This window comes from Hyphomicrobiales bacterium (genome assembly GCA_039973685.1).
GTDB lineage: Bacteria > Pseudomonadota > Alphaproteobacteria > Rhizobiales > JACESI01 > JACESI01.
Genome location: JBDWKL010000012.1, coordinates 123,398 through 147,179, shown reverse-complemented (window position 1 = coordinate 147,179; position 23,782 = coordinate 123,398). Strand labels below are relative to the sequence as shown.

At 49.1% G+C, this 23,782-nt stretch carries 25 protein-coding genes; 9 read left to right on the top strand and 16 right to left on the bottom strand.

Translation table 11 applies throughout. The features are described 5' to 3' along the window. From ABJO30_03225 to ABJO30_03165, 13 genes are all read right to left on the bottom strand, one after another. The coding region (locus tag ABJO30_03225) for a CBS domain-containing protein (GenBank protein ID MEP3231823.1) at positions 1-874 on the bottom strand (874 nt) is incomplete at its 3' end. A 6-nt stretch (positions 875-880) separates the two neighbouring features. Next, positions 881-1,408 (bottom strand): rRNA maturation RNase YbeY, encoded by a 528-nt coding sequence (ybeY, locus tag ABJO30_03220; GenBank protein MEP3231822.1) that lies wholly within the window; start codon positions 1,406-1,408, stop codon positions 881-883. Next, positions 1,398-2,354, bottom strand: coding sequence for a PhoH family protein (locus tag ABJO30_03215; protein MEP3231821.1), 957 nt, complete (start codon positions 2,352-2,354; stop codon positions 1,398-1,400). Before ABJO30_03215 ends, ybeY begins: the two co-directional genes overlap by 11 nt. A gap of 56 nt (positions 2,355-2,410) precedes the next feature. Next, on the bottom strand, positions 2,411-3,808 hold the full coding sequence (gene miaB, locus ABJO30_03210; protein MEP3231820.1) for a tRNA (N6-isopentenyl adenosine(37)-C2)-methylthiotransferase MiaB: 1,398 nt from the start codon (positions 3,806-3,808) through the stop codon (positions 2,411-2,413). Between the two features lie 165 nt (positions 3,809-3,973). Beyond that, complete coding sequence (locus tag ABJO30_03205) at positions 3,974-4,762, bottom strand: 1-acyl-sn-glycerol-3-phosphate acyltransferase (protein ID MEP3231819.1); 789 nt, start codon at positions 4,760-4,762, stop codon at positions 3,974-3,976. A 30-nt stretch (positions 4,763-4,792) separates the two neighbouring features. Then, positions 4,793-5,230 (bottom strand): Fur family transcriptional regulator, encoded by a 438-nt coding sequence (locus tag ABJO30_03200; GenBank protein ID MEP3231818.1) that lies wholly within the window; start codon positions 5,228-5,230, stop codon positions 4,793-4,795. A 60-nt stretch (positions 5,231-5,290) separates the two neighbouring features. Continuing rightward, positions 5,291-5,815: a GNAT family N-acetyltransferase gene (locus tag ABJO30_03195; GenBank protein MEP3231817.1), complete on the bottom strand. Its 525-nt coding sequence runs from the start codon at positions 5,813-5,815 to the stop codon at positions 5,291-5,293. Continuing rightward, entirely contained in the window at positions 5,812-6,483 is a 672-nt protein-coding gene (gene tsaB, locus ABJO30_03190; protein MEP3231816.1) for a tRNA (adenosine(37)-N6)-threonylcarbamoyltransferase complex dimerization subunit type 1 TsaB, read from the bottom strand. Before tsaB ends, ABJO30_03195 begins: the two co-directional genes overlap by 4 nt. Before the next feature lie 80 nt (positions 6,484-6,563). After that, positions 6,564-7,145, bottom strand: a complete 582-nt coding sequence (locus ABJO30_03185) for a NifU family protein (protein ID MEP3231815.1) — start codon at positions 7,143-7,145, stop codon at positions 6,564-6,566. A gap of 151 nt (positions 7,146-7,296) precedes the next feature. Further along, a complete protein-coding gene (locus ABJO30_03180) occupies positions 7,297-7,728 on the bottom strand; it encodes a DUF3995 domain-containing protein (protein MEP3231814.1) in 432 nt (143 codons plus the stop codon). A gap of 58 nt (positions 7,729-7,786) precedes the next feature. Further along, the gene (locus tag ABJO30_03175; protein ID MEP3231813.1) at positions 7,787-8,203 is read right to left on the bottom strand and encodes a hypothetical protein; all 417 of its coding nucleotides are present in this window, start codon (positions 8,201-8,203) and stop codon (positions 7,787-7,789) included. A gap of 54 nt (positions 8,204-8,257) precedes the next feature. Beyond that, positions 8,258-8,680, bottom strand: a complete 423-nt coding sequence (locus ABJO30_03170) for a lysozyme inhibitor LprI family protein (GenBank protein ID MEP3231812.1) — start codon at positions 8,678-8,680, stop codon at positions 8,258-8,260. Between the two features lie 72 nt (positions 8,681-8,752). Then, the gene (locus tag ABJO30_03165) at positions 8,753-10,219 is read right to left on the bottom strand and encodes a protein adenylyltransferase SelO (protein MEP3231811.1); all 1,467 of its coding nucleotides are present in this window, start codon (positions 10,217-10,219) and stop codon (positions 8,753-8,755) included. 164 nt (positions 10,220-10,383) lie between these two features. Between ABJO30_03165 and ABJO30_03160 the strand changes: the two genes are divergently transcribed. From ABJO30_03160 to ABJO30_03145, 4 genes are read left to right on the top strand one after another with little or no spacing between them, the layout of a single operon-like run. Continuing rightward, a complete protein-coding gene (locus tag ABJO30_03160) occupies positions 10,384-13,200 on the top strand; it encodes a [protein-PII] uridylyltransferase (protein ID MEP3231810.1) in 2,817 nt (938 codons plus the stop codon). A gap of 2 nt (positions 13,201-13,202) precedes the next feature. Then, positions 13,203-14,774 (top strand): murein biosynthesis integral membrane protein MurJ, encoded by a 1,572-nt coding sequence (gene murJ, locus ABJO30_03155; protein ID MEP3231809.1) that lies wholly within the window; start codon positions 13,203-13,205, stop codon positions 14,772-14,774. Between the two features lie 15 nt (positions 14,775-14,789). Then, positions 14,790-15,833 (top strand): tryptophan--tRNA ligase, encoded by a 1,044-nt coding sequence (gene trpS / locus ABJO30_03150; protein MEP3231808.1) that lies wholly within the window; start codon positions 14,790-14,792, stop codon positions 15,831-15,833. Between the two features lie 40 nt (positions 15,834-15,873). Further along, complete coding sequence (locus tag ABJO30_03145) at positions 15,874-16,368, top strand: universal stress protein (GenBank protein ID MEP3231807.1); 495 nt, start codon at positions 15,874-15,876, stop codon at positions 16,366-16,368. A 46-nt stretch (positions 16,369-16,414) separates the two neighbouring features. Here ABJO30_03145 and ABJO30_03140 read toward each other — a convergent pair whose 3' ends face one another. After that, on the bottom strand, positions 16,415-17,242 hold the full coding sequence (locus ABJO30_03140; GenBank protein MEP3231806.1) for an ion transporter: 828 nt from the start codon (positions 17,240-17,242) through the stop codon (positions 16,415-16,417). A gap of 50 nt (positions 17,243-17,292) precedes the next feature. Here ABJO30_03140 and ABJO30_03135 point away from each other — a divergent pair, with 50 nt between their 5' ends. Beyond that, positions 17,293-17,811 carry a hypothetical protein gene (locus ABJO30_03135; GenBank protein ID MEP3231805.1) on the top strand — a complete coding sequence of 173 codons (519 nt, stop codon included), beginning with the start codon at positions 17,293-17,295 and terminating at the stop codon, positions 17,809-17,811. A gap of 25 nt (positions 17,812-17,836) precedes the next feature. Here ABJO30_03135 and ABJO30_03130 read toward each other — a convergent pair whose 3' ends face one another. Then, positions 17,837-18,232 carry a nuclear transport factor 2 family protein gene (locus ABJO30_03130; protein ID MEP3231804.1) on the bottom strand — a complete coding sequence of 132 codons (396 nt, stop codon included), beginning with the start codon at positions 18,230-18,232 and terminating at the stop codon, positions 17,837-17,839. A 247-nt stretch (positions 18,233-18,479) separates the two neighbouring features. Between ABJO30_03130 and ABJO30_03125 the strand changes: the two genes are divergently transcribed. Together ABJO30_03125 and ABJO30_03120 are read left to right on the top strand one after the other, a co-directional pair. Further along, a complete protein-coding gene (locus ABJO30_03125; GenBank protein MEP3231803.1) occupies positions 18,480-18,965 on the top strand; it encodes a twin-arginine translocation pathway signal in 486 nt (161 codons plus the stop codon). A 28-nt stretch (positions 18,966-18,993) separates the two neighbouring features. After that, positions 18,994-19,593, top strand: a complete 600-nt coding sequence (locus ABJO30_03120; protein ID MEP3231802.1) for a ferric reductase-like transmembrane domain-containing protein — start codon at positions 18,994-18,996, stop codon at positions 19,591-19,593. Between the two features lie 5 nt (positions 19,594-19,598). On the opposite strand, the gene ABJO30_03115 is transcribed toward ABJO30_03120, so the two are convergent. Next, positions 19,599-20,363: a ribonuclease T2 gene (locus tag ABJO30_03115; GenBank protein MEP3231801.1), complete on the bottom strand. Its 765-nt coding sequence runs from the start codon at positions 20,361-20,363 to the stop codon at positions 19,599-19,601. 130 nt (positions 20,364-20,493) lie between these two features. Here ABJO30_03115 and ABJO30_03110 point away from each other — a divergent pair, with 130 nt between their 5' ends. Further along, positions 20,494-23,064 carry a ligase-associated DNA damage response DEXH box helicase gene (locus tag ABJO30_03110; protein MEP3231800.1) on the top strand — a complete coding sequence of 857 codons (2,571 nt, stop codon included), beginning with the start codon at positions 20,494-20,496 and terminating at the stop codon, positions 23,062-23,064. After that, positions 23,042-23,782: a ligase-associated DNA damage response endonuclease PdeM gene (pdeM, locus tag ABJO30_03105; GenBank protein ID MEP3231799.1), complete on the top strand. Its 741-nt coding sequence runs from the start codon at positions 23,042-23,044 to the stop codon at positions 23,780-23,782. Before ABJO30_03110 ends, pdeM begins: the two co-directional genes overlap by 23 nt.

Sequence of the window (23,782 nt, the reverse complement as noted above, 5' to 3'; positions counted from 1 at the left end):
GCGTGTCGACCCCATCATCTTCTGCTTTTACGTCCACAGAGATACCCAAAGCCTCACTCACATCTTCCAGCGGCGCGCGGGCATCAGCGGACCAAGTGGTTTCATTTTCTTGAGTGATTTGAGCCTCTTCCTCGTCGTCATGCTCATCTTCGATATCACCGACAATTGCCTCAACCACATCTTCCATTGAGACAAGGCCGTCTGTGCCGCCATATTCATCAATCACAAGTGCCATTTGCGTGCGGGTTGTTCGCATTTTCGCAAAAATATCTGAAGCTGGCATAGAAGGCGGGACGAAGAGAATGGGCCGTAATATTTCAACTTCATTGAGAGGTTGGGTTAAATCCACATTGCTCAAATCATAATCGACCACGTCATTGCGTAGCGGCTTACCATCATCTTGTGGGTTTTGCTCAGCCTGCGCCATGATGAAGGCCATCACGTCTTTCACGTGCACCATCCCAATTGGATCATCGAGCGTCTCGCGATAAACTGGCATACGGGAATGACGACCGTCTTCAAACAAGAAGATCATTTGGCCCAGCGTAATGCTAAAATCCACCGCATCAATATCGGCTCTGGGCACCATAATGTCATCGGCGCGCACTTCACGAAGGGCCAGAATATTAGAGAGCATCGCGCGTTCTTCAGGCGAGAACGTCAAATCAGCATCGCCTTGCCCCAACACCACTTCAAGGTCTTGGCGCAAGCTCACATTTTTTCTGAATGGCAGCATGTTTTTAAGCCGCTGCAACACGGATGTCTTGGGTGGCGCATCTGGTTCAGATGCGTTGACCGACTCAGGTTCGTCGTCAAGAACGGGGTCTTGTTTGTTCATTGGGGATGTCTTCTTTGAAGACGCTTCGTCGGTCATTTTTTATTATTGCCCATCATCCGGCAGATCATAAGGGTTTGGTATTTGAAGTTGCTCCAAGATTTTTACTTCGAGTGCTTCCATTTCTTCTGCTTCTATATCAGATTCATGGTCATAGCCAACCAAATGCAGAAAACCATGAACCATTAAGTGTTGTAGATGGTGTACTAAAGGCTTTTTCTCAAGGGCAGCTTCGCGAATAATTGTTTCAGATGCAAATACCAAATCCCCAAGATATGGCCCAAACCTGCCTGCATCAGGTTGGTGCTGAGGGAAAGAGAGCACATTGGTCGGCTTATTTTGGTCGCGGTGGTCGTTATTAATGGCCTTGATGTTGGTGTCATCAGTAAAAAGCAGACTGATTTCTGAGCCATTCAATACAGTTTTTGCCATGAAGAATTGCTTCTCAGTCAGAACGGCTTGAAAAACCTCTAACGCCATGGCTTCAAGTTCAGAGAGTTTAGCCCACTCTCCCGCATCAATACGAGCGTCCAGCTCTACGCTTATTTTGTGCATGGGAGCCTCAGTCGTCATCCCGTTTTTCCATGCGCGCTTTGTGTTTGGCGTCGTCGTCATAAGCGTGGACGATGCGGCCAACCAACTCGTGGCGGACAACATCTTCAGCACCAAAGTGGATCTGCTTGATGCCTTTAACGCCTTTTAGAACGCGCAGAGATTCAACAAGGCCAGATGACACACCGCGCGGTAGGTCAATTTGGCTTGGATCACCTGTGATGAACATTTTTGAGCCTTCACCGAGGCGGGTCAAAAACATTTTCATCTGCATGGAGGTCGTATTTTGCGCTTCATCCAAAATAACCGCCGCATTGGTGAGTGTGCGGCCACGCATAAAGGCGAGCGGGGCGATTTCAATCATGCCTGTCGCAAGGGCACGTTCCACCCGTTCTGGCGGCATCATGTCGTGTAACGCGTCATAAAGTGGACGAAGGTAAGGATCGACCTTTTCTTTCATGTCGCCGGGCAAAAAGCCAAGACGTTCGCCTGCTTCAACAGCGGGGCGGGTCAAAATAATGCGGTCAACTTCGCCACGTTCCAGCAGACTGGCTGAATAGGCACAAGCAAGATAGGTTTTACCCGTACCTGCAGGGCCAGCACCGAAAACAAGTTCTTTCTTGTTCATGGCGCGAATATATTCATCCTGCGTTTTGGTGCGGGCAATAATGGTTTTCTTGCGCGTTGAGATTTGCGCGAACTTGATTTTCGACTTTTTTTCTAATGTCGGCAGGGTGAGCTGACTTTTTTCCGCATCGATCATGCGCAAGGTGCCTTCAATCTCACCTGGATCAATCGTGCGGCCATCTACGAGCTGTTCGTAGAGCACTTCAAGCGTGCGATGGGCGTGATCGCAGGCGTCTTCTGTTCCACGCAATACTACTTGGTTGCCGCGCGTAATCGCTTCCACGCCGATGCGTTGTTCTATAATGGCAAGGTTCTGGTCATATTGGCCAAATAGGTCCATTGCGAGACGGTTGTCGTCAAATGCAATGATCCGTTCTGTCTCTTCAAGCTCGGTTGTCAAACAGCCTCCAACGCTTTGTGCTCATCAAGTAGGGTCGCAAACAATGAGTTTGTACCAATCTTGGAAATATGAACAGTCGCAATTTGCCCGATCATGCTTTCAGGCGCTTCAACTTGAACAGCTTGCAGCCAAGGGGAGCGGCCAACCAATTGGCCATCAAACCGACCTTTGCGCTCTAGGAGTAGAGACATGGTGCGGCCTTCGCATGAGCGATTAAAGGCTCGCTGTTGCTCAGTTAGAAGTGTTTGCAGCGCTTGAAGGCGCTCGCTTTTCACTGCTTCATCAACTTGAGTTTCAATGTCGGATGCAGGTGTGCCGGGGCGGGGTGAATATTTGAATGAATAAGCGGACGTATAGGTGACGCGCCGAACCAAATCCATCGTGTCTTCAAAGTCTTGGTCTGTTTCCCCGGGGAAGCCAACAATAAAGTCACCTGATAAGGCAATATCGCTGCGGGCGTCACGAATACGGTCAATCACGCGGAAATAATCATCACGCGTGTGGCGGCGGTTCATGGCTTTCAAAATATTGTCCGACCCACTTTGGACCGGCAAATGCAGATAAGGCATCAAGCTCTCAAGATCGCGGTGCGCTGCAATCAGCGTGTCATCCATATCGTTTGGATGGCTTGTGGTGTAGCGAAGGCGGTCGAGGCCATCGATCTTTGCAAGATCAAACAGCAGTTCGCCAAGGCCAATGCTCTTGCCGCTTGCATCTTCGCCATGCCATGCATTGACGTTTTGACCGAGGAGCGTGATTTCACGAACGCCGTTTTCAGCCAAGGTGCGTGCTTCTTCAACAATTTGAATGAGCGATCGAGAGACTTCAGCACCGCGTGTGTAAGGCACCACGCAAAACGCGCAAAACTTATCACAGCCCTCTTGCACAGTGAGAAACGCAGCGGCACCCCGCGAGGTGATTTGGCGGCGTGTAGGCGCAGGTAGGTGGTCAAATTTATCTTCGCTTGGAAACTCAGTTTCGACCAAGTTTTCTGCTTCAAGCGGATTGGCAGCCTTTGAAACAAGGCCCGGTAATTTATGATAGCTCTGCGGACCAACGACCAAATCAACGATAGGTGCACGGCGTTGAATTTCAGCGCCTTCTGCCTGCGCCACACAACCAGCAACACCGACCATTGTGTCTTTGCCCAGTTTTGCGCGACGTGCTTTCGTCTGGCGGATGCGGCCAAGGTCTGAATACACTTTTTCAGCCGCTTTTTCGCGAATATGACACGTGTTTAGGAGCACAAGATCAGCGTCTTCAATCTGATCTGTCTGAGAATACCCTTCGCCGCCAAGGCTATCTGCCATGCGCGTGGTGTCATAGACATTCATTTGACAGCCATAGGTCTTGATGAAGACCTTTTTGGTTTCTTGTTTTTCGCTATCGCTCAATTGCTTCTCGTGCTTTTTGCTTTGTGTCTGCGAATGATCGCTTTTATGTCGGTTGCTGGCTCATTTAAGCTCAAAAACCCGCATTAGTCATCAGCCGACACTGATTCACTTTTTTCGCTCAATAGGCAAGAAACTTGGCACATTTTCTTTGATCAATTTCATGTATCAGCGCGAATCAGCAGCAAAAGCGGCTGATTTTAATGTTCTCACACGTTCTTCAAGGGCAAAGGACAGTCGTTTTCGGTCGATTGTTCCGTCCGCGATAATTGGTTCACCGTAATAAACGGTCACATCAATTGCCCCTTCTTTCAAGATTGGCCAAAGGCTGGAAACAAGGTCCATATCACCATAAAACCCAGTGAAATCGCGCTCATCGGTAAGGGCTGGCATGCCGCTTATATGTGTGTAGGCAATCGCCACGGGCTGCACATTTATTGTCTCCCCATCCCCTGCCGCTTTTTGAACAGCACCCAAAAGGGCAGAGCGGAACGGTTTCACATGGACGCCGGAGGTTGATGTTCCTTCAGGAAAAAGCACCATCGCGTCGCCTTCATGCAGTCGGCTTGCGATCTCGCTGGTTTTTTCACCGGTTGCACTGCGCTTTTCACGGTTGACGAAGACGGTGCGTTGAAGTTTTGCAAGCATCCCGAAAGCGGGCCATTTTGAAACTTCTTGCTTTGCAATGAAAGAGACGGGGCCTGCAACGCTGAGAGCGACAATATCAAGCCATGATACGTGGTTTGCGGTGAGCAAAAGCGGGCGTTCAACGCTCATTTCACCTCTTACATGTACCTTTAAACCCACAAGAAAAGCGGCCATATGGTGCCATAATAGGGGAAGCTTACGACGCAGAGGGTTGTTGGTTTTATTGAAGATCCATTGAAGCGGGATCAGCGGCAAAGTCATGATAATGAGACAGAATACGGTGAACCATGCGCGACACGAGGCAATCATTGTTTAGCTCCTCGAAAACGCTTGGCCCGCTTACTCTTCAGTGTCCGACTTATCAAGCGGAACACCGTAAAGCTCCAGTCGGTGGTCGACCAGTTTAAAGCCCAATTCCCGCGCAATGACTTCTTGCAGCTTTTCTATCTCTTCATTGTTGAACTCGATCACTTTGCCGGATCGAAGGTCAATCAAATGGTCATGGTGTTCTTCTGGCACGGTTTCATAGCGCGAGCGTCCATCACGAAAATCATGGCGTTCAATAATGCCCGCATCTTCGAATAACTTGACCGTGCGATATACGGTAGAAATTGAGATATTATCATCAACCTTCACAGAACGGCGGTAAAGCTCTTCTACGTCAGGGTGGTCATGAGCGCTTTCCAGCACACGCGCAATAATACGGCGTTGCTCGGTCATGCGCATGCCTTTAGCAACGCATTGATCTTCCAGTGATAAGTTTTTATCCGCTGTCATGTCACATTTGACCGTAATTGAAACGATGAACTAAGTACTTAAATCTTCTTGGGCTACGGATTAGCTAAGATCGCACCGCATGACAAGCGCTCGTGTTCGGGACCCTTGGTCATTTCCCCCGTTTTGTCCCTCATCTTGGGCTGAATAATAAGCTTTTCGTTCGCCAACTTGGTTAAACCCAAGCCCTTTATAAAGATGGATTGCGGCTGTATTCGTCTCATCAACTTCCAAAAATAGGGTTGGAATGCGGTCTGCATAAAGATCACTCATCACAGCCCGCATAAGAGCTTTACCCAAACCATAACGGCGCGCACTTTTGGCAACGCCAATCGTCAGTATCTCAGCTTCATCCCCCGCAATTCTGGTGAGAACGAAGCCACGCGGGTCTTGGCTGGGTGGTAAGAACATGGTGGCTGGTTTGCGGGCCTGTAGGCCACGCACAGTATCACTTTCAAGCAGATGAATAAATTCAGAGGCCGTCCACCCACGCGGAAAACAATCTTTGTGAATATTGGCTAATTCAGATGCGTGGCTCGTGCGCGACCCTTCCACAACAATATCACCTGTGCCAAACGACCAAATCATGAGGACACCCGCGCGATAATCTTGTCTGGGTTTTGCGGTTTGGCATCTGCCGCCCGCAAATAAAGCGGTTTTGGCGGGGTAGCATCTGGCTCCAATGATTGACCTAATTGGGCAACATCGGCGATAGCAGGTGCGGCATCAGTGCTGATAATAGATGCATTGGGCAAGTGAGGCGCTATGGCTTCTGCGCCCGTGCCGACGAGTGCCAAGCTTGCTTGGTGACGCCATGCTTCAGGCAATTCATCACCCTTGGTATAGAGCGCTGGCCCTTCAATGGATGTGCCGTGATCGTCAAACAATTCAGTATAATACTGGTCGCGCTTTGCATCGAGTATCACGAGGGTGGAGCCACCAAGGTTATTCTTTTTTGAAAGCGTCTTTAGCGATGAGATACCGACCACTGGGATATTAAGGGCCGCCGCATATCCACGGGCTGCCGCCAGCCCCACTCGAACGCCAGTAAAGGAGCCAGGCCCAATTGTAACGGCGATTTTTGTGATGTCATTTGGAGAAAGGTCACGTTCATTCAAGACGTGGTCAATCATGCCAATCAACCGTTCGGCGTGGCCGCGTCCTATCTCATCGCAAATTTCACAAGATAGTCCATCGTGCTCCATGAGGTGCACGGCACAATTAACGTTGGATGTGTCTATTGAAAGCTGAACCATGGTTATTTCTTAGCGCGTTTTTCAGCGCATGGAAGCCCTTAAGGTCTAACTGTTTGTTACAAACGTCGCTAAATTAGGCTCTAATAAGTAGGTTGTTGCCCGTATGGCTCTACTGATTGCACTTGCGGAATGAAGTGTTTTAGCAAGTTCTGGATGCCGTGTTTGAGGGTCGCCGAAGAGGATGGACACCCTGCACAAGCGCCGCGCATGTTCAAGTAAACGGTGCCATCTTTGTAGCCATGAAACGTGATATCGCCGCCATCTTGAGCAACAGCAGGGCGCACACGTGTTTCGAGAAGTTCTTTGATCGTGTTGACGATTTCAGTATCAGCTTCTTCAAAAAACTCTTCTTCATCATCGCCGCCTATCTGAGCATTTTCAAGCACAACAGGCTGACCCGCCATGAAATGTTCCATGATCGCACCAAGAACCGCAGGTTTTAGGTGTGGCCACGGCATACTCGGGTTTTTTGTGATGGTGATGAAATCATAACCAAAAAAGACAGCTTCAACGCCATCAACTTCAAACAAATGCATCGCAAGCGGCGCTTTTGACAGGTCATCCCCTTTGCGCAAATCTACCGTTCCTGAAGGCAAAACAACAATGCCTGGCAAGAATTTTAAGGTCGCTGGATTTGGTGTTTCTTCTGTTTGAATGAACATATTTCAGTTCCTTTTCAGTGTGCGGATCACAGTGATGCGTTGGCTTCTTTGAATATATAAGCATTAGCATGTGCGCTTCAATTAATTTCAGTTTAGAACTTTTCTAATCTGAGGTAAAGCATCAATTGATAATATATTCTTTCGCGGTTTTTTAGAGGAAGAAAATAGCTGCAGAAAACATGCCGACCATGAAGCAAAGCGGTGAATAATATTGTCGGTCGTAATTGGCAAAAGGCAGTTCGCTGTATTTGCGTCTGAAATTTGGCATGTAGCCCGCAATTCCGCGCGCAACGAACACGACAATCAAGCCTATCATTCCAATTTCTCGAATGGCGTAAGGCAGCGGCGTTTCAATGAGGCCAATCCAAATAAGCGGCCAGATGGATGCAAGAAACAAACAAGCAGAAATAAACAATGTCAGCGCTTTTGACGGCATCTCAGTAATGCCATTGCGACCAACCACGGCTTTCGCAAGACTTGGCTCATCTCGCCCAGGCCACATGCCGCCAAAGCCCCAATAAAGGTAGAAGAAACCAACAATTGAGAGAATGAAGAAGTTGACGGCGATGAAGACGAGGATCATGGAGCGCTTTTGCCTTTAAGTTCCGAGCCTTTACTTAACACCATAAACGCTAATTCTTTCAAGGCTTTTTGCTAAGTTGTCCGTCAACCGTCCAAAGATCATGGCGACGCAGTAAGAACAGCGCGATGAGAGCGCCAAGGGTTGGCACCGCTGTTAAAAGCAAGTTGTTTGGGTAGCGAGTGTAATTCAAAATACCTCCAGCAGCCCCATAAACCCCCACGGCATGCATCGCCATCATAAGCCCGTAAAATACGGTGCGCTTGTAGCCAATGGCAAACATCAACACGATCGCTAATTGCGCAATGCCAACATAGATGCCGAAGTCTGGTGTGATGAAATCAAGGCCATATCGACCCTTAAACACATTCACCATCCATTCAGGGCGGTGAAATTTCAAACTGGCCCACATAGCGAGGAAGAAGGCGATGGATACGCGCATAATTAACAGCGCTATGGGTAGGGTTTTGTCTTGCATAAGTATTCCTGTTTGGCTCGTTTAAAGCCGATCATTTTCGCCGTTAATCTAGCTCTATCGTGCGTTATCGACAAGTTCTCGTAGCTGCTCAGTTCGTTGTCTTGTGACACCTGCACGGCAGCTATTGTAAATCAGTGGATAGATGGTTCCACCTGCATTTGGCAATGCAACGGAAGCGCAATGTGCATCGCGAAAGGTGATCCATGCCCGTTGTGCTTCAAGCAATGCCTGTGCGTCTGCTTTGAGATTATCTGGAAGATATTCGGCAAATGTAGCATTGGCTTTGCGTGCGGCGGGCCAAATGGCGTTAAGCTCAACATCGGCAGCTTCAAAATCCAAAAAAGCGCACCGGTTCATAACGCTTTGATTTTGTGGGTTTGAACAATCAAGATCATCACTTTGCGCCATTGCGGTATGGGGGGATGTGATGGCGAAAAGGGCGAATGCGAGAGCAAGCGTTTGGCTAAAAAATGTCATAATAAAAACCTGATTTAAAAATTGCTGTGGTCATCCGATCTAATTTTCATGATGTCATCAAGTCAAAACTGTCTAAGTACCGCAAAAAGTCTGCTGGACGACTTGTTGTGGTTGAGGGGGCTGTGTGAATTTTGACCCCTCAGCTTGATCATCAAATGGTGTTTCAAGGGCTTCAACAAGGGCATGAAACACGGAGAAATCATTATTATCTTCTGCTGCGCGAATGGCTTCTTCGACGAGGTGATTGCGTGGGATGATGGCTGGGTTTGCAGCCAAAATACGTTTTGCAATGACATCATCTGGCTCGTTCATGGTCGCAAGGCGCTCACGCCAAACGGTTTCCCATTCTTCAAACGCTGTTGGATTTGCAAACAGATGAGCTGGCCCATTACCACCGTTTAAAAGCTCACCCAGCCCTCTAAACATCAAGGTGAAATCCACCTGATTTTCAGCCATGCGCTTCAGCAAGTCTTTGACTAATTCTTTGTCGTCATCCTGCAGCTCATCAAGACCGATTTTTGCGGTGAATTCTGCCATAAAGGCCGCGTCGAATTTCTCGCCGTAGGCATCAATAGACGCTTGGGCTAATTCCAATGCGGTATCCTCATCCTTGTCGAGCATGCCAAGCAAACATTGCGCGAGGCGAACAAGGTTCCATTGGCCGATCGCTGGTTGGTTCTGGTAGGCGTAGCGACCATTTTGATCAACCGCGCTAAAGTGTTTTGATGGCTCGTACGTATCGAGAAAAGCGCACGGGCCGTAATCAATGGTTTCGCCTGCAATCGACATATTGTCGGTGTTCATAACGCCGTGGATGAAACCAAGTGACACCCATTTGGCAATCAGTTTGGCTTGTTTTTCCACCACATGGTCAAGCAAAGCGAGTGCTGGGCGTTCTGCGAAGGCTGCCTCTGGGTAGTGACGATTGATCACATGGGTGAGCAAGGTTTCAAGACCCGTAATATCTTCGCGCGCAAAGAAATATTGAAACGTACCAACGCGAATATGGCTGCTTGCAACCCTTGTTAAAATCGCGCCGGGCTGAAAATTTTCACGCACCACGGGTTCACCTGTTGTAACAGCCGCTAAAGCGCGGGTGGTGGGCACACCAAGTGCCGCCATTGCTTCGCTGACAATATATTCGCGCAAAACCGGCCCAAGGGCTGCCCGTCCATCGCCCATTCTAGAAAACGGCGTCGGACCAGCCCCTTTGAGCTGGAGGTCGCGGCGGTTTCCTTCATTGTCCAAAACCTCGCCCAAAAGATTGGCGCGGCCATCTCCGAGCTGTGGGACAAAATTGCCAAATTGATGACCCGCATAAGCCATCGCCAAGGGTTCAGCCCCTTCTGGCACACGGTTGCCCGCCAATATAGCAACGCCTTCAGCGCTTTCTAAGAATGCAGCATCCACACCCAGAGAGTTCGCCAGCTTATGATTGACTTTAATAAGCGATGGTGAGGCCACAGGTTTTGGTTGCAGTTTTGCATAAAAACTGGATGGCAACTTGGCGTAAGAATTGTCAAATGAGATTGAAGACATAAGGACGTTTTCGCTTGCTGATCACGAGGGCTGTATGATCTTTATATAGGCAAGATGAGCTGGCGAGCTATGATAATTTTATCTAACTCCTGTTTCAAATCTTTGCCAGCGCGGATCAAGCCGCTATAAGCGAAACATCGCAGCATTAATAAGGGCCGTTATCTGTGGCAAAATCTCAAGCCAAACCCCAATCTAAGCCGAGCCAAAATTTCGCTGAAATAGACAGTCTGATTGACTTTGCAGTCGTGCGCGAGAACGTGACGGCGCTGGTTGATGAGCATGGTGATCCAAATTCATCCAAATGCCGATTGGCGCTTTTGAGCCTACTAAAAGAAGTCGTGGCTGAAGGTCATGCTATTGCCGAACAAAAACTCTTGGAAGATGGCTCTGGCATCAAATGTGCGACCCGCCTCAGCAATTTGCAGGATGAATTGATCGGCGTTATTCACGAGTTTGCCCTTACTTATATTTACCGTGTGGACAATCCATCCTCCGGCGAGCGCATGGCTGTGATCGCAGTTGGCGGCTATGGCAGAGGCACCCTTGCGCCTGGTTCAGACATCGATCTTCTGTTTCTGCTTCCCTATAAGCAAACCCCGTGGGGTGAGAGTGTCGTCGAATATATCCTCTACATGCTTTGGGATATGAATTTTAAAGTGGGCCACGCAACCCGTGACGTTGATGAATGTGTGCGGCTTTCGAAACAAGATTTCACCATTCGAACCGCCATTTTGGAAGCCCGCTTTTTGTGGGGTGACAGCGAACTGTTTGATGATTTGGAAACTCGCTTTGATAAAGAGGTGATCCAAGGATCGGGCGCGCAATTCATCGAAGCGAAAATGGAAGAACGCGATGAGCGTCACCGCAAAGCGGGCAACACGCGTTATCTGGTCGAGCCAAACGTCAAAGAGGGTAAAGGCGGATTACGCGATCTGCATACGCTGTTTTGGATTTCAAAATATTTCTATCGCCTAAAGACTGCTCGTGAACTTTTGAAAGCTGGCATCTTCACACGAACTGAATACAAAACATTCCAAAGGTCGGGTGATTTCTTGTGGGCTGTACGATGCCATATGCATTATCTGACAGGCAGAGCTGAAGAGCGTTTAAGTTTTGACCTTCAGCGCGAAATGGCGCAACGCCTAAACTATCAAACCAAAGCCGGTATGCTCGACGTTGAGCGCTTCATGAAGCACTATTTTCTGGTTGCAAAAGACGTTGGCAATTTGACCAATATCCTCTCAACCAAATTGGAGCAGGAACAGGTGAAATCCACGCCAGGGATTAGCCGCCTTGTTGCAGCAGTGCGCGGGCGTCGTCCAAGTGCGATTAAGGGTAACAAAGAATTTCTGCTTGAGAATAAGCGGATTATACACGCGAATTCTGATATCTTTAAAGAAGACCCGATCAATCTTTTACGGGTGTTCCAGATTGCTGATAAAACTGGACATTCACTGCATCCAAACCTGCTGCATTTAATGTCGAAATCACTGAAGTTGATTGATAAAAATGTTCGCAACAGCAAAGAAGCAAACAAACTGTTTTTGACGATTGTTGCGTCCAAACGCGATCCAGAAACAATTTTGCGTAAAATGAATGAATCAGGCGTTTTGGGTCGGTTCATTCCAGATTTTGGCAAGATCATCGCGATGATGCAGTTCAATATGTATCATCACTACACTGTGGACGAGCACACCATTCGTGCCGTTGGCATGCTTGCTTTGATTGAACGGGGCGAGTTGGCCGAGGAGCATCCGCTTGCGAACGACGTTATTGATACGATTGATGATCGCCTGATCTTATATGTCACGCTCTTCTTGCACGACATAGCTAAAGGGCGGCCTGAAGATCATTCTATTGCGGGTGCAAAAGTTGCCAAAAAGCTTGGTAAGCGATTGGGTCTTACATCATCGCAAATTGATACGGTCTCTTGGCTGGTGCTTGAGCATTTGACCATGAGTGTGATCGCGCAATCTCGAGATTTGAGCGATCCGAAAACCATTCGTGATTTTGCCAATATTGTGCAAACGCCGGAACGCTTGAAACTCCTGCTTATCCTTACAGTCTGCGATATTCGTGCTGTCGGTCCGGGGGTTTGGAATGGTTGGAAAGGGCAGCTTCTCAGAACGCTCTATTATGAAACGCAGCCCCTGTTAACGGGCGGCTTTAATGTTATGGCACTGGAAGATAGGGCCAATATTGCGCGCGAAGAACTGTCGACTGCCTTGGTTGATTGGAGCCAAAAAGATCGCGATGGCTACGTCGAAAGACACTATCCACCCTATCTTTTGCGCACAGATGTCGAGACGCAAGTTAGGCATGCAAATTTTATCCTGAAATCCCATAAAGGTGACGTGCCGCTATCAACGGATGTAACAACATCAGCTTTTGAGGGGATTACTGAGATTACGATTTACGCGCCTGATCAACCTAATATTTTGTCGATCCTCGCGGGTGCTTGTTCAAGAGCAGGGGCGAGCATTGTCGGCGCGCAAATCTTTACCACACGCGATGGGTTTGCGCTTGATATGATCAATATCCGGCGTGAGTTTGAAACTGAAGAAGATGAGTTTCGCCGTGCTAAACGTATTGGTGAAGAGATTGAACTGGCGGTTTCGGGTCAAATCCCACAGCAAAGTGGCGGCAAATCGCTTCGCTCGATTAAGAAGTCGACAAAGGCCTTTACGGTGGAGACAAACATCGTTCTTGATAATACCCTGTCCAACAATTTCACGGTAATTGAAGCGTCGGGCAAAGATAGAACGGGTCTTTTGCGCGATCTTGCGAATAGTTTGTTTGAATTGAATTTGAATACATCGACAGCGCATATTTCAACATTTGGCGAACGGGCTGTGGACGTATTTTATGTGACGGATCTTATGGGGCAGAAAATTGTCGATAAGCCACGTCAAAACCGCATTAAAAAGGCTTTGGAAAAAGTGTTCACACCGCCTAAAAAACCAACCAAGAAGGCAGCTTAACCATGCGGTTATTTAAGAGCTTTGCAACTGTGGGCGGGGCGACCATTGCAAGCCGTATCTTGGGCTTTGTGCGTGAGATATTGATTGCAAGCTTAATTGGCGCTGGTCCGGTTGCGGATGCTTTTTATGCAGCCTTCCGCTTTCCAAATCTGTTTCGCAGGCTTTTTGCTGAAGGGGCTTTTAACACCGCTTTTATTCCGTTGTTTGCGAAAGAACTTGAAGGTGGAGGCCGCGACACAGCACAAGAGTTTGCGCGTCAGGTTTTCTCAGTCCTTTTTGTGGTGCTGTTGATTCTAACGGCTCTTGCTGAAATTTCCATGCCGTGGCTGGTGGAAACAATTATCGCGCCGCGCTTTGGCCAAGGCACGGAAAAGACGCTGCTCACAATCGATCTTGCACGTATCATGTTCCCCTACCTGTTTTGCATGTCGCTGGTTGCGATGTTGTCGGGCGTGTTGAATTCTTTCCGACACTATTTCGCCGCAGCTTTCGTGCCTGTGCTTTTGAACGTGATCATGATTGCTGTGTTGTTGCTGTGTACGGTGTTGGAAACGGGTAATAACCCAATCACAGGTCGCTTCATGGCATGGGGGGTCTTTGCCTCAGGCTTTGCACAATTAGCGCTGGTTTGGGTGGCTGTGCGCAAGACAGGGTTTCGCTTAAACCTTACAGCTCCCAAGTTCACGCCTGCTGTAAAGCGTCTCTTGATACTTGCCGTACCCACCGCAATTGCAGGCGGAATAACGCAGATCAATCTGCTCGTTGGACAAATCATCGCATCAGCCCAAGATGGCGCAATCTCATTGCTGCAATATGCTGACCGTATTTATCAGCTACCCCTTGGTGTGATTGGCATTGCGATTGGTGTGGTTCTTCTTCCAGAATTGTCTCGTGCATTGAAGGGTGGTGTTCCAGAAGAAGCTGTAAGGACGCAAAACCACTCACTCGAATTCGCGATGTTTTTAACTCTGCCATCTGCAGCCGCCTTAGTGGTAATGCCGCATCTGATCACGTCGGTGCTTTATGAACGCGGCGCGTTTGATGCGTTAGCAACCAGTGGCACAGCAGCAGCCCTTTCCGCTTTTGCCTTTGGTCTGCCAGCTTTCGTCTTGATCAAAGTCTTCTCACCAGCCTTTTTCGCCAGAGAAGACACGCGCACACCAATGTATTATGCAGGTATCAACGCGGTCATGAATGTCGTCTTATCAATTGCTCTCTTCCCGTCCTTGGCTCATGTCGGCATTGCCATTGCGACCAGTATTTCAGCGTGGGTGAATGTGGTTTTGCTGTTTGCTCATTTGCAAATGAAGGGCCATTGGCCGCTGGATGGTGCAACCATGAGAAGATTGCTCATGATGCTCGCTGCAAGCATTGGCATGGGCGCTGGCTTGTTCTGGCTTCAAGACATTCTCAAAAAAGCTGGGTTTCTTGACGCTGCATTTTCGCAGGCTTTAGCGATGGTAGGCGTCGTTCTTGTTGGCATGATTATATATTTTGTTCTCTGTAGGTTGACGGGTGCTGTAAATTTCAGGCAAATCCTCGCAAACTTTCGGCGAACACCGAAAAAGAACTAACGGATCGGGAACGATATGAGTGAAGCAACTTTTCAGCCACGGGTATTTTCTGGCGTGCAGCCAACAGGTAATTTGCACCTTGGGAATTATCTTGGTGCCATCGTCAAATTCGTCGCCCTGCAAGAAAGCCACGAATGCCTCTATTGCGTTGTCGACCAACACGCGATCACGGCAGAAATTCAGCCGCCTGAAGTGCTTCGCAATAGCATTCGCGAAGTAAGTGCTGCCTTTATCGCCGCTGGTATTGATCCGATGAAGCACATTGTTTTCAACCAAAGCCAAGTCACAGCCCACGTAGAACTTGCTTGGGTATTCAATTGTATCGCCCGCATGGGTTGGTTGAACCGTATGACGCAGTTCAAAGACAAGGCTGGTAAAAACAAAGAAAATGCCTCTGTTGGCCTGTTTTCTTATCCCAATCTTATGGCGGCTGACATTCTGGCTTATAAGGCAACTCATGTGCCTGTTGGTGATGACCAAAAGCAACACCTTGAGCTTTCCCGCGACATTGCCTCTAAGTTCAACATTGATTTGGCTGATGCGATTGCTGAACAAGGCCATGAAGGCGCGTTTTTCCCGCTGCCTGAGCCGTTGATCCAAGGCCCTGCCACCCGTGTGATGTCTTTGCGCGACGGGTCTAAGAAAATGTCGAAATCGGACCCGTCTGATTTATCACGCATCAACCTGACAGATGACGCTGATACGATTATGAAGAAACTCCGCAAAGCAAAGACTGATCCTGACGGTCTGCCGAGTGAGGAAGAGGGCCTTAAAGGTCGTGCGGAAGCGGAAAATCTTGTCGGCATATTTGCTGCCCTTTCCGGGGTAAGCAAGCAGGCGGTATTGGATGATTTTGGCGGCAAGCAATTTTCAGAATTTAAGCCAGCTCTTGCAGAACTCGCACTAACCCAGTTAAGTCCCGTTGCAAATGAAATGCGGCGTTTGATGGAACAACCTGATTATATTGACAAAATCCTCCGTGATGGCGGTCAACGTGCCAGCGCAATTGCACGTCCGATCATGGATGATGTAAAAGATATTTTAGGCTTCCTTCGATAAGACGCTTGTCGATTTCGGTAACTAATGGCAGGGTTATTTCATGGGATTTAAGAGAAAGAGTTCTGAAGAAGGTCACAAGCGGAAGTTTCTGGTGGTTATCGATGATACCCCAGAGTGCAGTCGTGCGATCGCTTATGCTTCAAAGAGGGCGGAGAAGACCGGTGGTCAGCTCCTTATGCTCTATGTGATCAAACCGTCTGAATTCCAACATTGGCTTGGTGTTGAAAACATCATGCGTGCTGAAGCCCATGAGGCTGCTGAAGGCGTGTTGGTGAAATATACAGACCTTGTGAGAGACAGTGCGAACATAGAACCAGAGCAATTGATCTTGGAAGGCGCGCCCCATGAGGTTATTGTTGAATTGGTTGAAAATGACGAGGATATCGTCATTTTGATCCTTGCAGCCAGTGTCGGTGGCGAAGGGCCGGGCCCGCTTGTTTCTAGCTTCACCAGAACGATGACCACCCATTTCCCAATCCCGATGACCATTGTGCCTGGTGATTTGGAAGATGAAGAAATCGAAGCCCTTTGCTAATAGGCTCTTGAAAAGTAGCCGCTAAATTTATGGCAGGTTATTCGGCTTAGCTTTTACCGATTTGGTTCTTAAGCTCACCAATTTCCGCACGAAGTGCTTTTACCTCATTTAATACTTCCGCCGTCTCATCATGAATTGCCTGACGGTCTGCGTCAGCATCACTTTCATGCTCGTCCTGCATGGCTGATACGATAACACCGATAAACAAGTTCAGTACCGTGAAGGTCGTGCACAGAATGAAGGGCACGAAGAAAGCCCAAGCATAGGGGTGTACTTCCATGACAGGGCGTACAATGCCCATGGACCAGCTTTCAAGCGTCATAATTTGGAAAAGCGAATAGGCCGATTCACCCAAGGTGCCGAACCACTGCGGGAACGTGTCGGAAAACAGTTTGGTCGCCATCACAGAGAAGACGTAAAACACAAGGCCCATCAGCAAGAAGATAGACCCCATGCCAGGCAGCGCTTCAATGAAGGCTCCAACCACACGGCGGAGCGCTGGCACAATTGAGACAAGCCGCAACACCCGCAAAATGCGCAGCGCCCGAAGCACAGAGAACGCACCGCTTGATGGCACTAAGGCAATGCCGATAATGATAAAATCAAAGATGTTCCATGGGTCGGTGAAAAAGCGTTGGCGGAACACGAAGAGCTTCGCGACCAATTCGGCAACGAAAATATAAAGCACCAACCGGTCAATGAAATGCAGCAACCCGCCATGTGTGGCCATGAGGCTTTCGCTGGTTTCAAGACCAAGAGTGATGGCGTTGAAGATAATCAAGGCTGTGATGAAGAATTCGAACTTCTTGGAATTAAGCAATGCGTTGACCATGTCAGCTATCGGACCTCTATAAGGTTTGGCGGTTGTTGGCATTCTATTTCCTTCAGTTGGCAATCCGCGTCAAGTTCCTTAAATAAGCAAGCATGATGTTTGTAAAAGCCCTTCTTTTGTCGATTTTGATCGCATCCACAGCTAACGCCTCGGAATTTCAAGATTTTAATCGTTCGCAGCCAAATTGTGAGACGTTCACAGTGGGTGCCACAGGTCATAGTGATTATTGCAAAGGCCCAAACGGGTACGGGCTTGTTTTGCATTATCGTCGGGCGCGTATTGATTTAGAGATTACCAGACCTGACGAGAAGCGCGGGGTCAAAGTGCATCGGCTGGTGGACTATTTGGGTGATGGCCAGCGGATTTTTTCAGATGACATTATTCGTTGGCATGTTGTTGATGGTCGAGCCGTTGCGTTTTCAATGAAATTTGATGTTGAGCCACAGGCTTATGAAAAATTCATTCCATTGAGTTTGATTTTTAGGGTCGCGGATGGCGATGGAGAAGGGGATTGCCCAATTGCAACAATTGGGCAGGGAAGCAAGCTCCAAACAGATGAAATTATGGCTGCTTATACTGATCGACCTTGCCGACCAGCATTCCCTAGATAAAAGCGCGCTTTCACATGACAGGCTTTTAGATATCTTCCACAGCCTGCTCATTGACGATATTGGTGATGAGCCAATCGCTGTGTTGCTTCACCAAGGTATAATCACAATGAAATGCGTGGATCACATCGCCCATCTCATCCTGCTGTCGCCAAGAGATGGTGGCGAAAGCCGCGGCTTTAGTAACATGGGTTGGGCCAATTTCTGGTTCAGAATAGGTGACACCCGCTTTGTCATAGGCATCTAGCAGTGTTTCGATATTCTCAATCAAATCGTCTGCGTCATCAAACACGTAGCCTTTGCCAAGCTGCCAAATGGTGACGGGGTACGCAAAAAGTTCCGCGATCGCCTCTGCATCCATGTCATTCATGCCGTCGGCGTAGTCTTGAAACAGGGTTGCAATATCGTTTGAATCATCGGCCATTTTGGACCCCTTATTCTTATCTTTTTAAAAGACTACTCTGGCTCATCTTCATAGCCAACCATATAGAGTGATATTGCCCTGATATTTTGAGCTTCATATCTAGATGCATTAGATGTCACAGGCTTTCGAAATAACATTTAGCCCACCGCACAGAAATATTTTTCGGCATTGCTATATTCTGCCGTATATCGTGCTTAAATTGATTGTAAGAACCAAACGATAGACCCCACATAGTGGAGAAGCTCACATGTCTGAATTTTCAATCAACCGCCGCACGCTTCTTGCAGCAAGTGCTGCCAGTGCCGTCAGCGCAACTGGCCTGATTGTTCCTGCCCAAGCCGCAGGCCTTGCGCCCACGCCGACCATGCGTGGTGGCTCGAATAATTATCGACCCGGTGCCGCTATTGTTAAGCGTATTGGTGGCGGTGGTTTTTTGATGACGGGCACCGTAAGGCGGGCAGGTGATGGTGCGCCGCTTGAAGGTCAACGCATTCAAATGTGGGCGCATACCACAGAAGGCCACGAGCGCGAACCAGAAAGCCATGGTGCGACGCTGACGGATAAAGACGGCAATTTCCAAATGGACATGCCGCAAATCGTACCTGCTTTTGGACAGGCTCATGGGCATTTGGCGTATGATAGTGGCGACTTTAAAACCGTGTTTTTACGGCCCTTGATGAAGAGTTCGACAGATAAAACGCTGCATGTTGATTTCGTGCTTGTGCCAGCGTGATTGATACGCCAACGCGATTGAGGTCAAGGTGACGAAACAACGATCTGTTTTATTCTGGGTAGGTCTTGCCATTGTGCTCGGCATCCCAATTTTAGCAGCGATCACCAGTCCGTTGCTGCAATGGCGACAGCCGATCTATATTGTCGCAGGTCTTGCTGGCGTTTTGGCGCTTTGCCTTTTACTCATTCAACCGCTTGCCATTGGCCGCTATCTTCCAAATGTAGATCTGCTGCGTAGTCGGACGATCCATCGGTTGATCGGGATGCTTTTATTGGTGTTGGTTGTCATCCATGTAGGCGGCCTTTGGATCACCAGCCCGCCAGATGTCATTGACGCGCTTTTGTTTCGCTCCCCAACACCATTTTCTGTCTGGGGCGTAATTGCCATGTGGTGTGTTTTTGCGACAGCACTCCTTGCCCTATTGCGCAGGCGTTTGCGCGTTAAACATCGTATATGGCAGCGCCTTCATACGGGCTTGGCTTTGGTCATCATCGCCGGAACGGTTACCCATGCTTTGTTGATTGAAGGCACGATGGAAACATGGTCGAAGGCAGCACTTGCCGTTCTCGCCATCATCGCAACGTTAAAAGTGATCATAGACTTGCGCGTTTGGTCGTCACGCAAATAGCAATTCTATTGCAGGCCAACCGCATCAACGATGCCACCCTTGCAGCCCTGCTTTTGAGCGCGGGCTTGTTTCAGCAGCACAGGGAAATTCGTCGTGCGTAGATCACCTCGCATGGCAATACGCAATTCTTGAATAAGTTGCCGCCCGCCATCACGAACACAATGAACCAACACACGATCTCCTGCCCCACGCCCGAAGGCTTTATCAAAGGCTGCGCGTATATCTCGAGCAGAGAGATGTTTGCCGATATTGTCTGCGAATAAATCCTGCAATGGGGTTTTATTGAAAGCGAGCGTTAAGCGAATTGCATCGGCGTAATACCGCGTCGGCCCATCAGAATAACAAGTGCCGTGCTTTTCCCATTCGTGCTTGTGCAATCCAGACTGAGTGCCGGGCATTGCCACCCGCATCGCTTTCCAAAGTTTATCCGGTACATTTTCATATCGCACACGGCTACAAAATTGGGGTTCTGGCCAAAGCCCGTGGAGCGCAAAATTGTTGGCATCATAACGTTTCTTGGTCTGGCTCTTACATTCGCGCTTATTTGGCTTCGTCTCACAAAAGGCGGCAGTCCATGACAGGGCGAGCACAACGGGTTTATTGATTGCGCCTTTTGCAGGCTTCGTGGTTTGGGCAACAGCTTCCCCGCTTTGCGTGGCGACGGACCCATCCAACGGATCAAAATCAGGTGCAAACTGTTTGACCCCTGCATAGCCAAGACCAACAACAAGAAGAGCAATCGTGCTTAGGGACATGCCGCGTTTTTTCATCAAAGGTCTCTTCGGTTATTTTCTCTCTTCAGCGAGTGATCATGAAGCCATGTTCAAGGTCAAGAGTGGAATGCTCAAATTAAAGGGAAAAGAAAATGACAGGGCGGTCAATCCGCCTTAAATTCCTACTGTGACCCAATCGTTCGATCATAGCTCTCAAGACATTGCGACCTTGCCGCCAACCTTCCTTGCGTGGTTTGCAGCAAAAGGCTGGTCGCCGCGTGCGCACCAGTTAGCACTGCTTGAAAAGGCGGCGGCACAAAAATCTTGTTTGCTCATTGCGCCAACGGGCGCGGGTAAGACATTGGCGGGGTTTTTGCCAAGTTTGGTTGATCTAAAAGATCGACCAAAACGCAAACCGGGGGGTGCTAAACAAGGCGTGCACACGCTTTATATTTCGCCGCTCAAATCACTCGCTGTCGATATTGCGCGAAACCTTGAAGCACCGATTGCGGAAATGGACTTACCCATCACGGTTGAAACCCGCACGGGTGACACGCCATCTTCCAAGCGCCAAAGGCAAAAATTAAACCCGCCAGACATTATGCTGACCACGCCAGAGCAGGTGGCGCTGTTGTTGGCGTCTAAAGATGCGGAACGGTTTTTTGATAATCTCACAACCGTTATCGTCGATGAAATCCACACAATGGTGACATCAAAGCGCGGTGACTTGTTGGCTCTTGGTCTCGCACGGCTTCGCACCTTCAGGCCCAATGTGCGTATGGTGGGACTATCAGCAACAGTCTCAAACCCCAGTGAACTTTGCCAGTGGCTGGTGACACAAGACGACCCTGAAGAAGCGCGCGAAGCTGATTTGATTGTTGCGGATGGTGGTGCACAGCCGGATATTTCAATTTTAACATCTGAAGAACGCCTGCCGTGGTCTGGCCATTCTGCTCGTCATGCCATGGGCGATATTTATGACCAAATCAAAGACCACAACACAACGCTGGTTTTCGTCAACACACGCTCGCAGGCGGAAATGGTGTTTCAGCAACTTTGGCATATCAACGACGATAATCTCGCCATTGCCTTACATCATGGGTCCCTCGATGTAAGCCAACGCCGCCGTGTTGAAAGCGCAATGGTGGACGGCACATTGCGGGCTGTTGTTTGTACTGCGACCCTTGATATGGGTATTGATTGGGGTGACGTTGATCTCGTTATCACCGTTGGTGCGCCTAAGGGGGCAAGCCGATTGGCGCAGCGTATTGGCCGCGCGAACCACCGGATGGATGAACCATCAAAAGCCCTGCTTGTGCCCGCCAATCGGTTTGAGGTGATGGAATGCCGCGCCGCCCTTGATGCCAATTACATCGGCGATCAAGACACGCCACCGATCGTGGATGGCGCGCTTGATGTTTTGGCTCAACACATTCTGGGCGTTGCTTGTTTTGGTCCGTTTAGGGCGGACGAACTTTATCTCGAAATTCGCCAATGCTTCCCCTATCGAAACCTCACCCGTGCGACCTTTGATAAGGCCGTCGATTTTGTCGCGACAGGTGGTTACGCTCTCAAAGCTTACGAGCGTTACGCGAAGATCAAACTCACCGCAGATGGCACATGGCGATTGTCGCACCCGAAGATTGGGCAACAATACCGAATGAACATCGGCACCATCGTTGAAATGCCCCTGCTTAATGTGCGCCTCACCTCTGCCAAGCGCGGCACGAACACACGCGGCGGGCGGGTGCTTGGGCAGGTGGAAGAATATTTCGTTGATACACTTGCGCCCGGCGACACATTTCTTTTTGCAGGGCAGATACTAAAGCTGGAAGGCGTGCGCGAAGCAGATGCCTTTGTCTCTAAAACCAGCGCGAAAGAACCGAAGGTTCCCGCTTATGCAGGGGGTAAATTCCCGCTCTCAACTTATCTGGCTGATCGGGTGCGCTCCATGTTGGCGGATCCTGAAACTTGGAAGATATTACCAGATCAGGTGCAAGAATGGCTCACCATGCAGCAGGCTGTTTCTATTCTCCCAAAGCGAGATCAGCTGCTCATTGAAACCTTCCCGCGTAATGATCGTTTCTATCTGATGGCCTATCCGTTTGAGGGGCGGCTAGCACACCAAACGCTCGGCATGTTGCTCACTCGCCGTTTGGAACGGTTACGCATGCGCCCGCTCGGTTTTGTCGCAACCGATTATGCAATTGGCGTTTGGGGCCTCAAGGACATGAAGGGCATGGATATGGATGCTCTGTTTCATGAAGATATGCTGGGTGATGATTTAGAGGATTGGTTGGCGGATTCAGTGCTCCTGAAAAGAACCTTCCGATACTGCGCCCTCATTTCTGGCCTGATTGAAAAGAATTATTTGGGCAAGGAAAAGACGGGGCGGCAAGTTACTATGTCGACTGATTTGATCTACGACGTACTGCGTGACCATGAACCGGACCACTTGCTCATGCAGGCAACATGGGCAGATGCCGCGCGTGGATTGCTCGATGTTCGGCGGTTGTCAGATATGTTATCGCGCATTTCAGGGAGAATCATGCATAATTCCCTTGAGAGAATTTCCCCGCTTGCAGTTCCCATTATGCTGGAGATCGGCAAGGAACCCATCATCGGGGAAGCCAACGACACGATTTTGGCTGAAGCATCAGACGCAATAATAGCGGAAGCCATGGGTGATTTTGAAACGGCAAAGGCTGTGCGTAATCGCCAAGAGGAGAAGAAACGTGAACGCAAGCCTCGTGGCTAAAATGGATGCGAAAGACGGCGAGCCAATTGACGCCTCAGCGGGCCTTCCTCTTCAGTTGGGTGATCAAACCTTGTTCGCCCATGCCGCAGGTGTGCTTTATTGGCAGGATCAGGAAACCTTGATTGTTTCAGACCTACATCTTGAAAAAGGTTCGTCGTTCGCCGCCAAGCAAGTTTTCTTACCTCCCTATGACACCGCCGCGACGCTCGATCAATTAAGCCGTCTCATCAAAGCGTTTGAACCTCAGCGTGTCATTGCTTTGGGGGATAGCTTTCATGATGGCGCGGCACCCGACAGGCTTTCCACAAAAGACCAACTTATTTTAACAACACTCGTTACGGGTGCGGAATGGATTTGGATTTCGGGTAATCACGACCCAGATTTGCCTGATCATCTTGGTGGCAGCGTTATGGATGAGATTAAGATAAGCGGCATCACGTTTCGCCATGAACCTACTAAAAACCCGACGAGCTCTGAGGTTGCAGGTCACCTTCACCCATGCGCTCGTATTCGCGGGCGAGGGCGCACGATTAGAAGTCGGTGTTTTGTTGCGAGTAGTTCACGCCTAATTATGCCAGCCTTTGGCGCATTTACAGGCGGGTTGAATGTGCGTGATGGAGCATTCGATGGCTTGTTCCCCGGTGGGCAATATCATGCTTATGTGCTGGGCAGTAAGAAGCTTTTTCCAATTGCCAATTCGTCTTGCCTACCTGGCTAA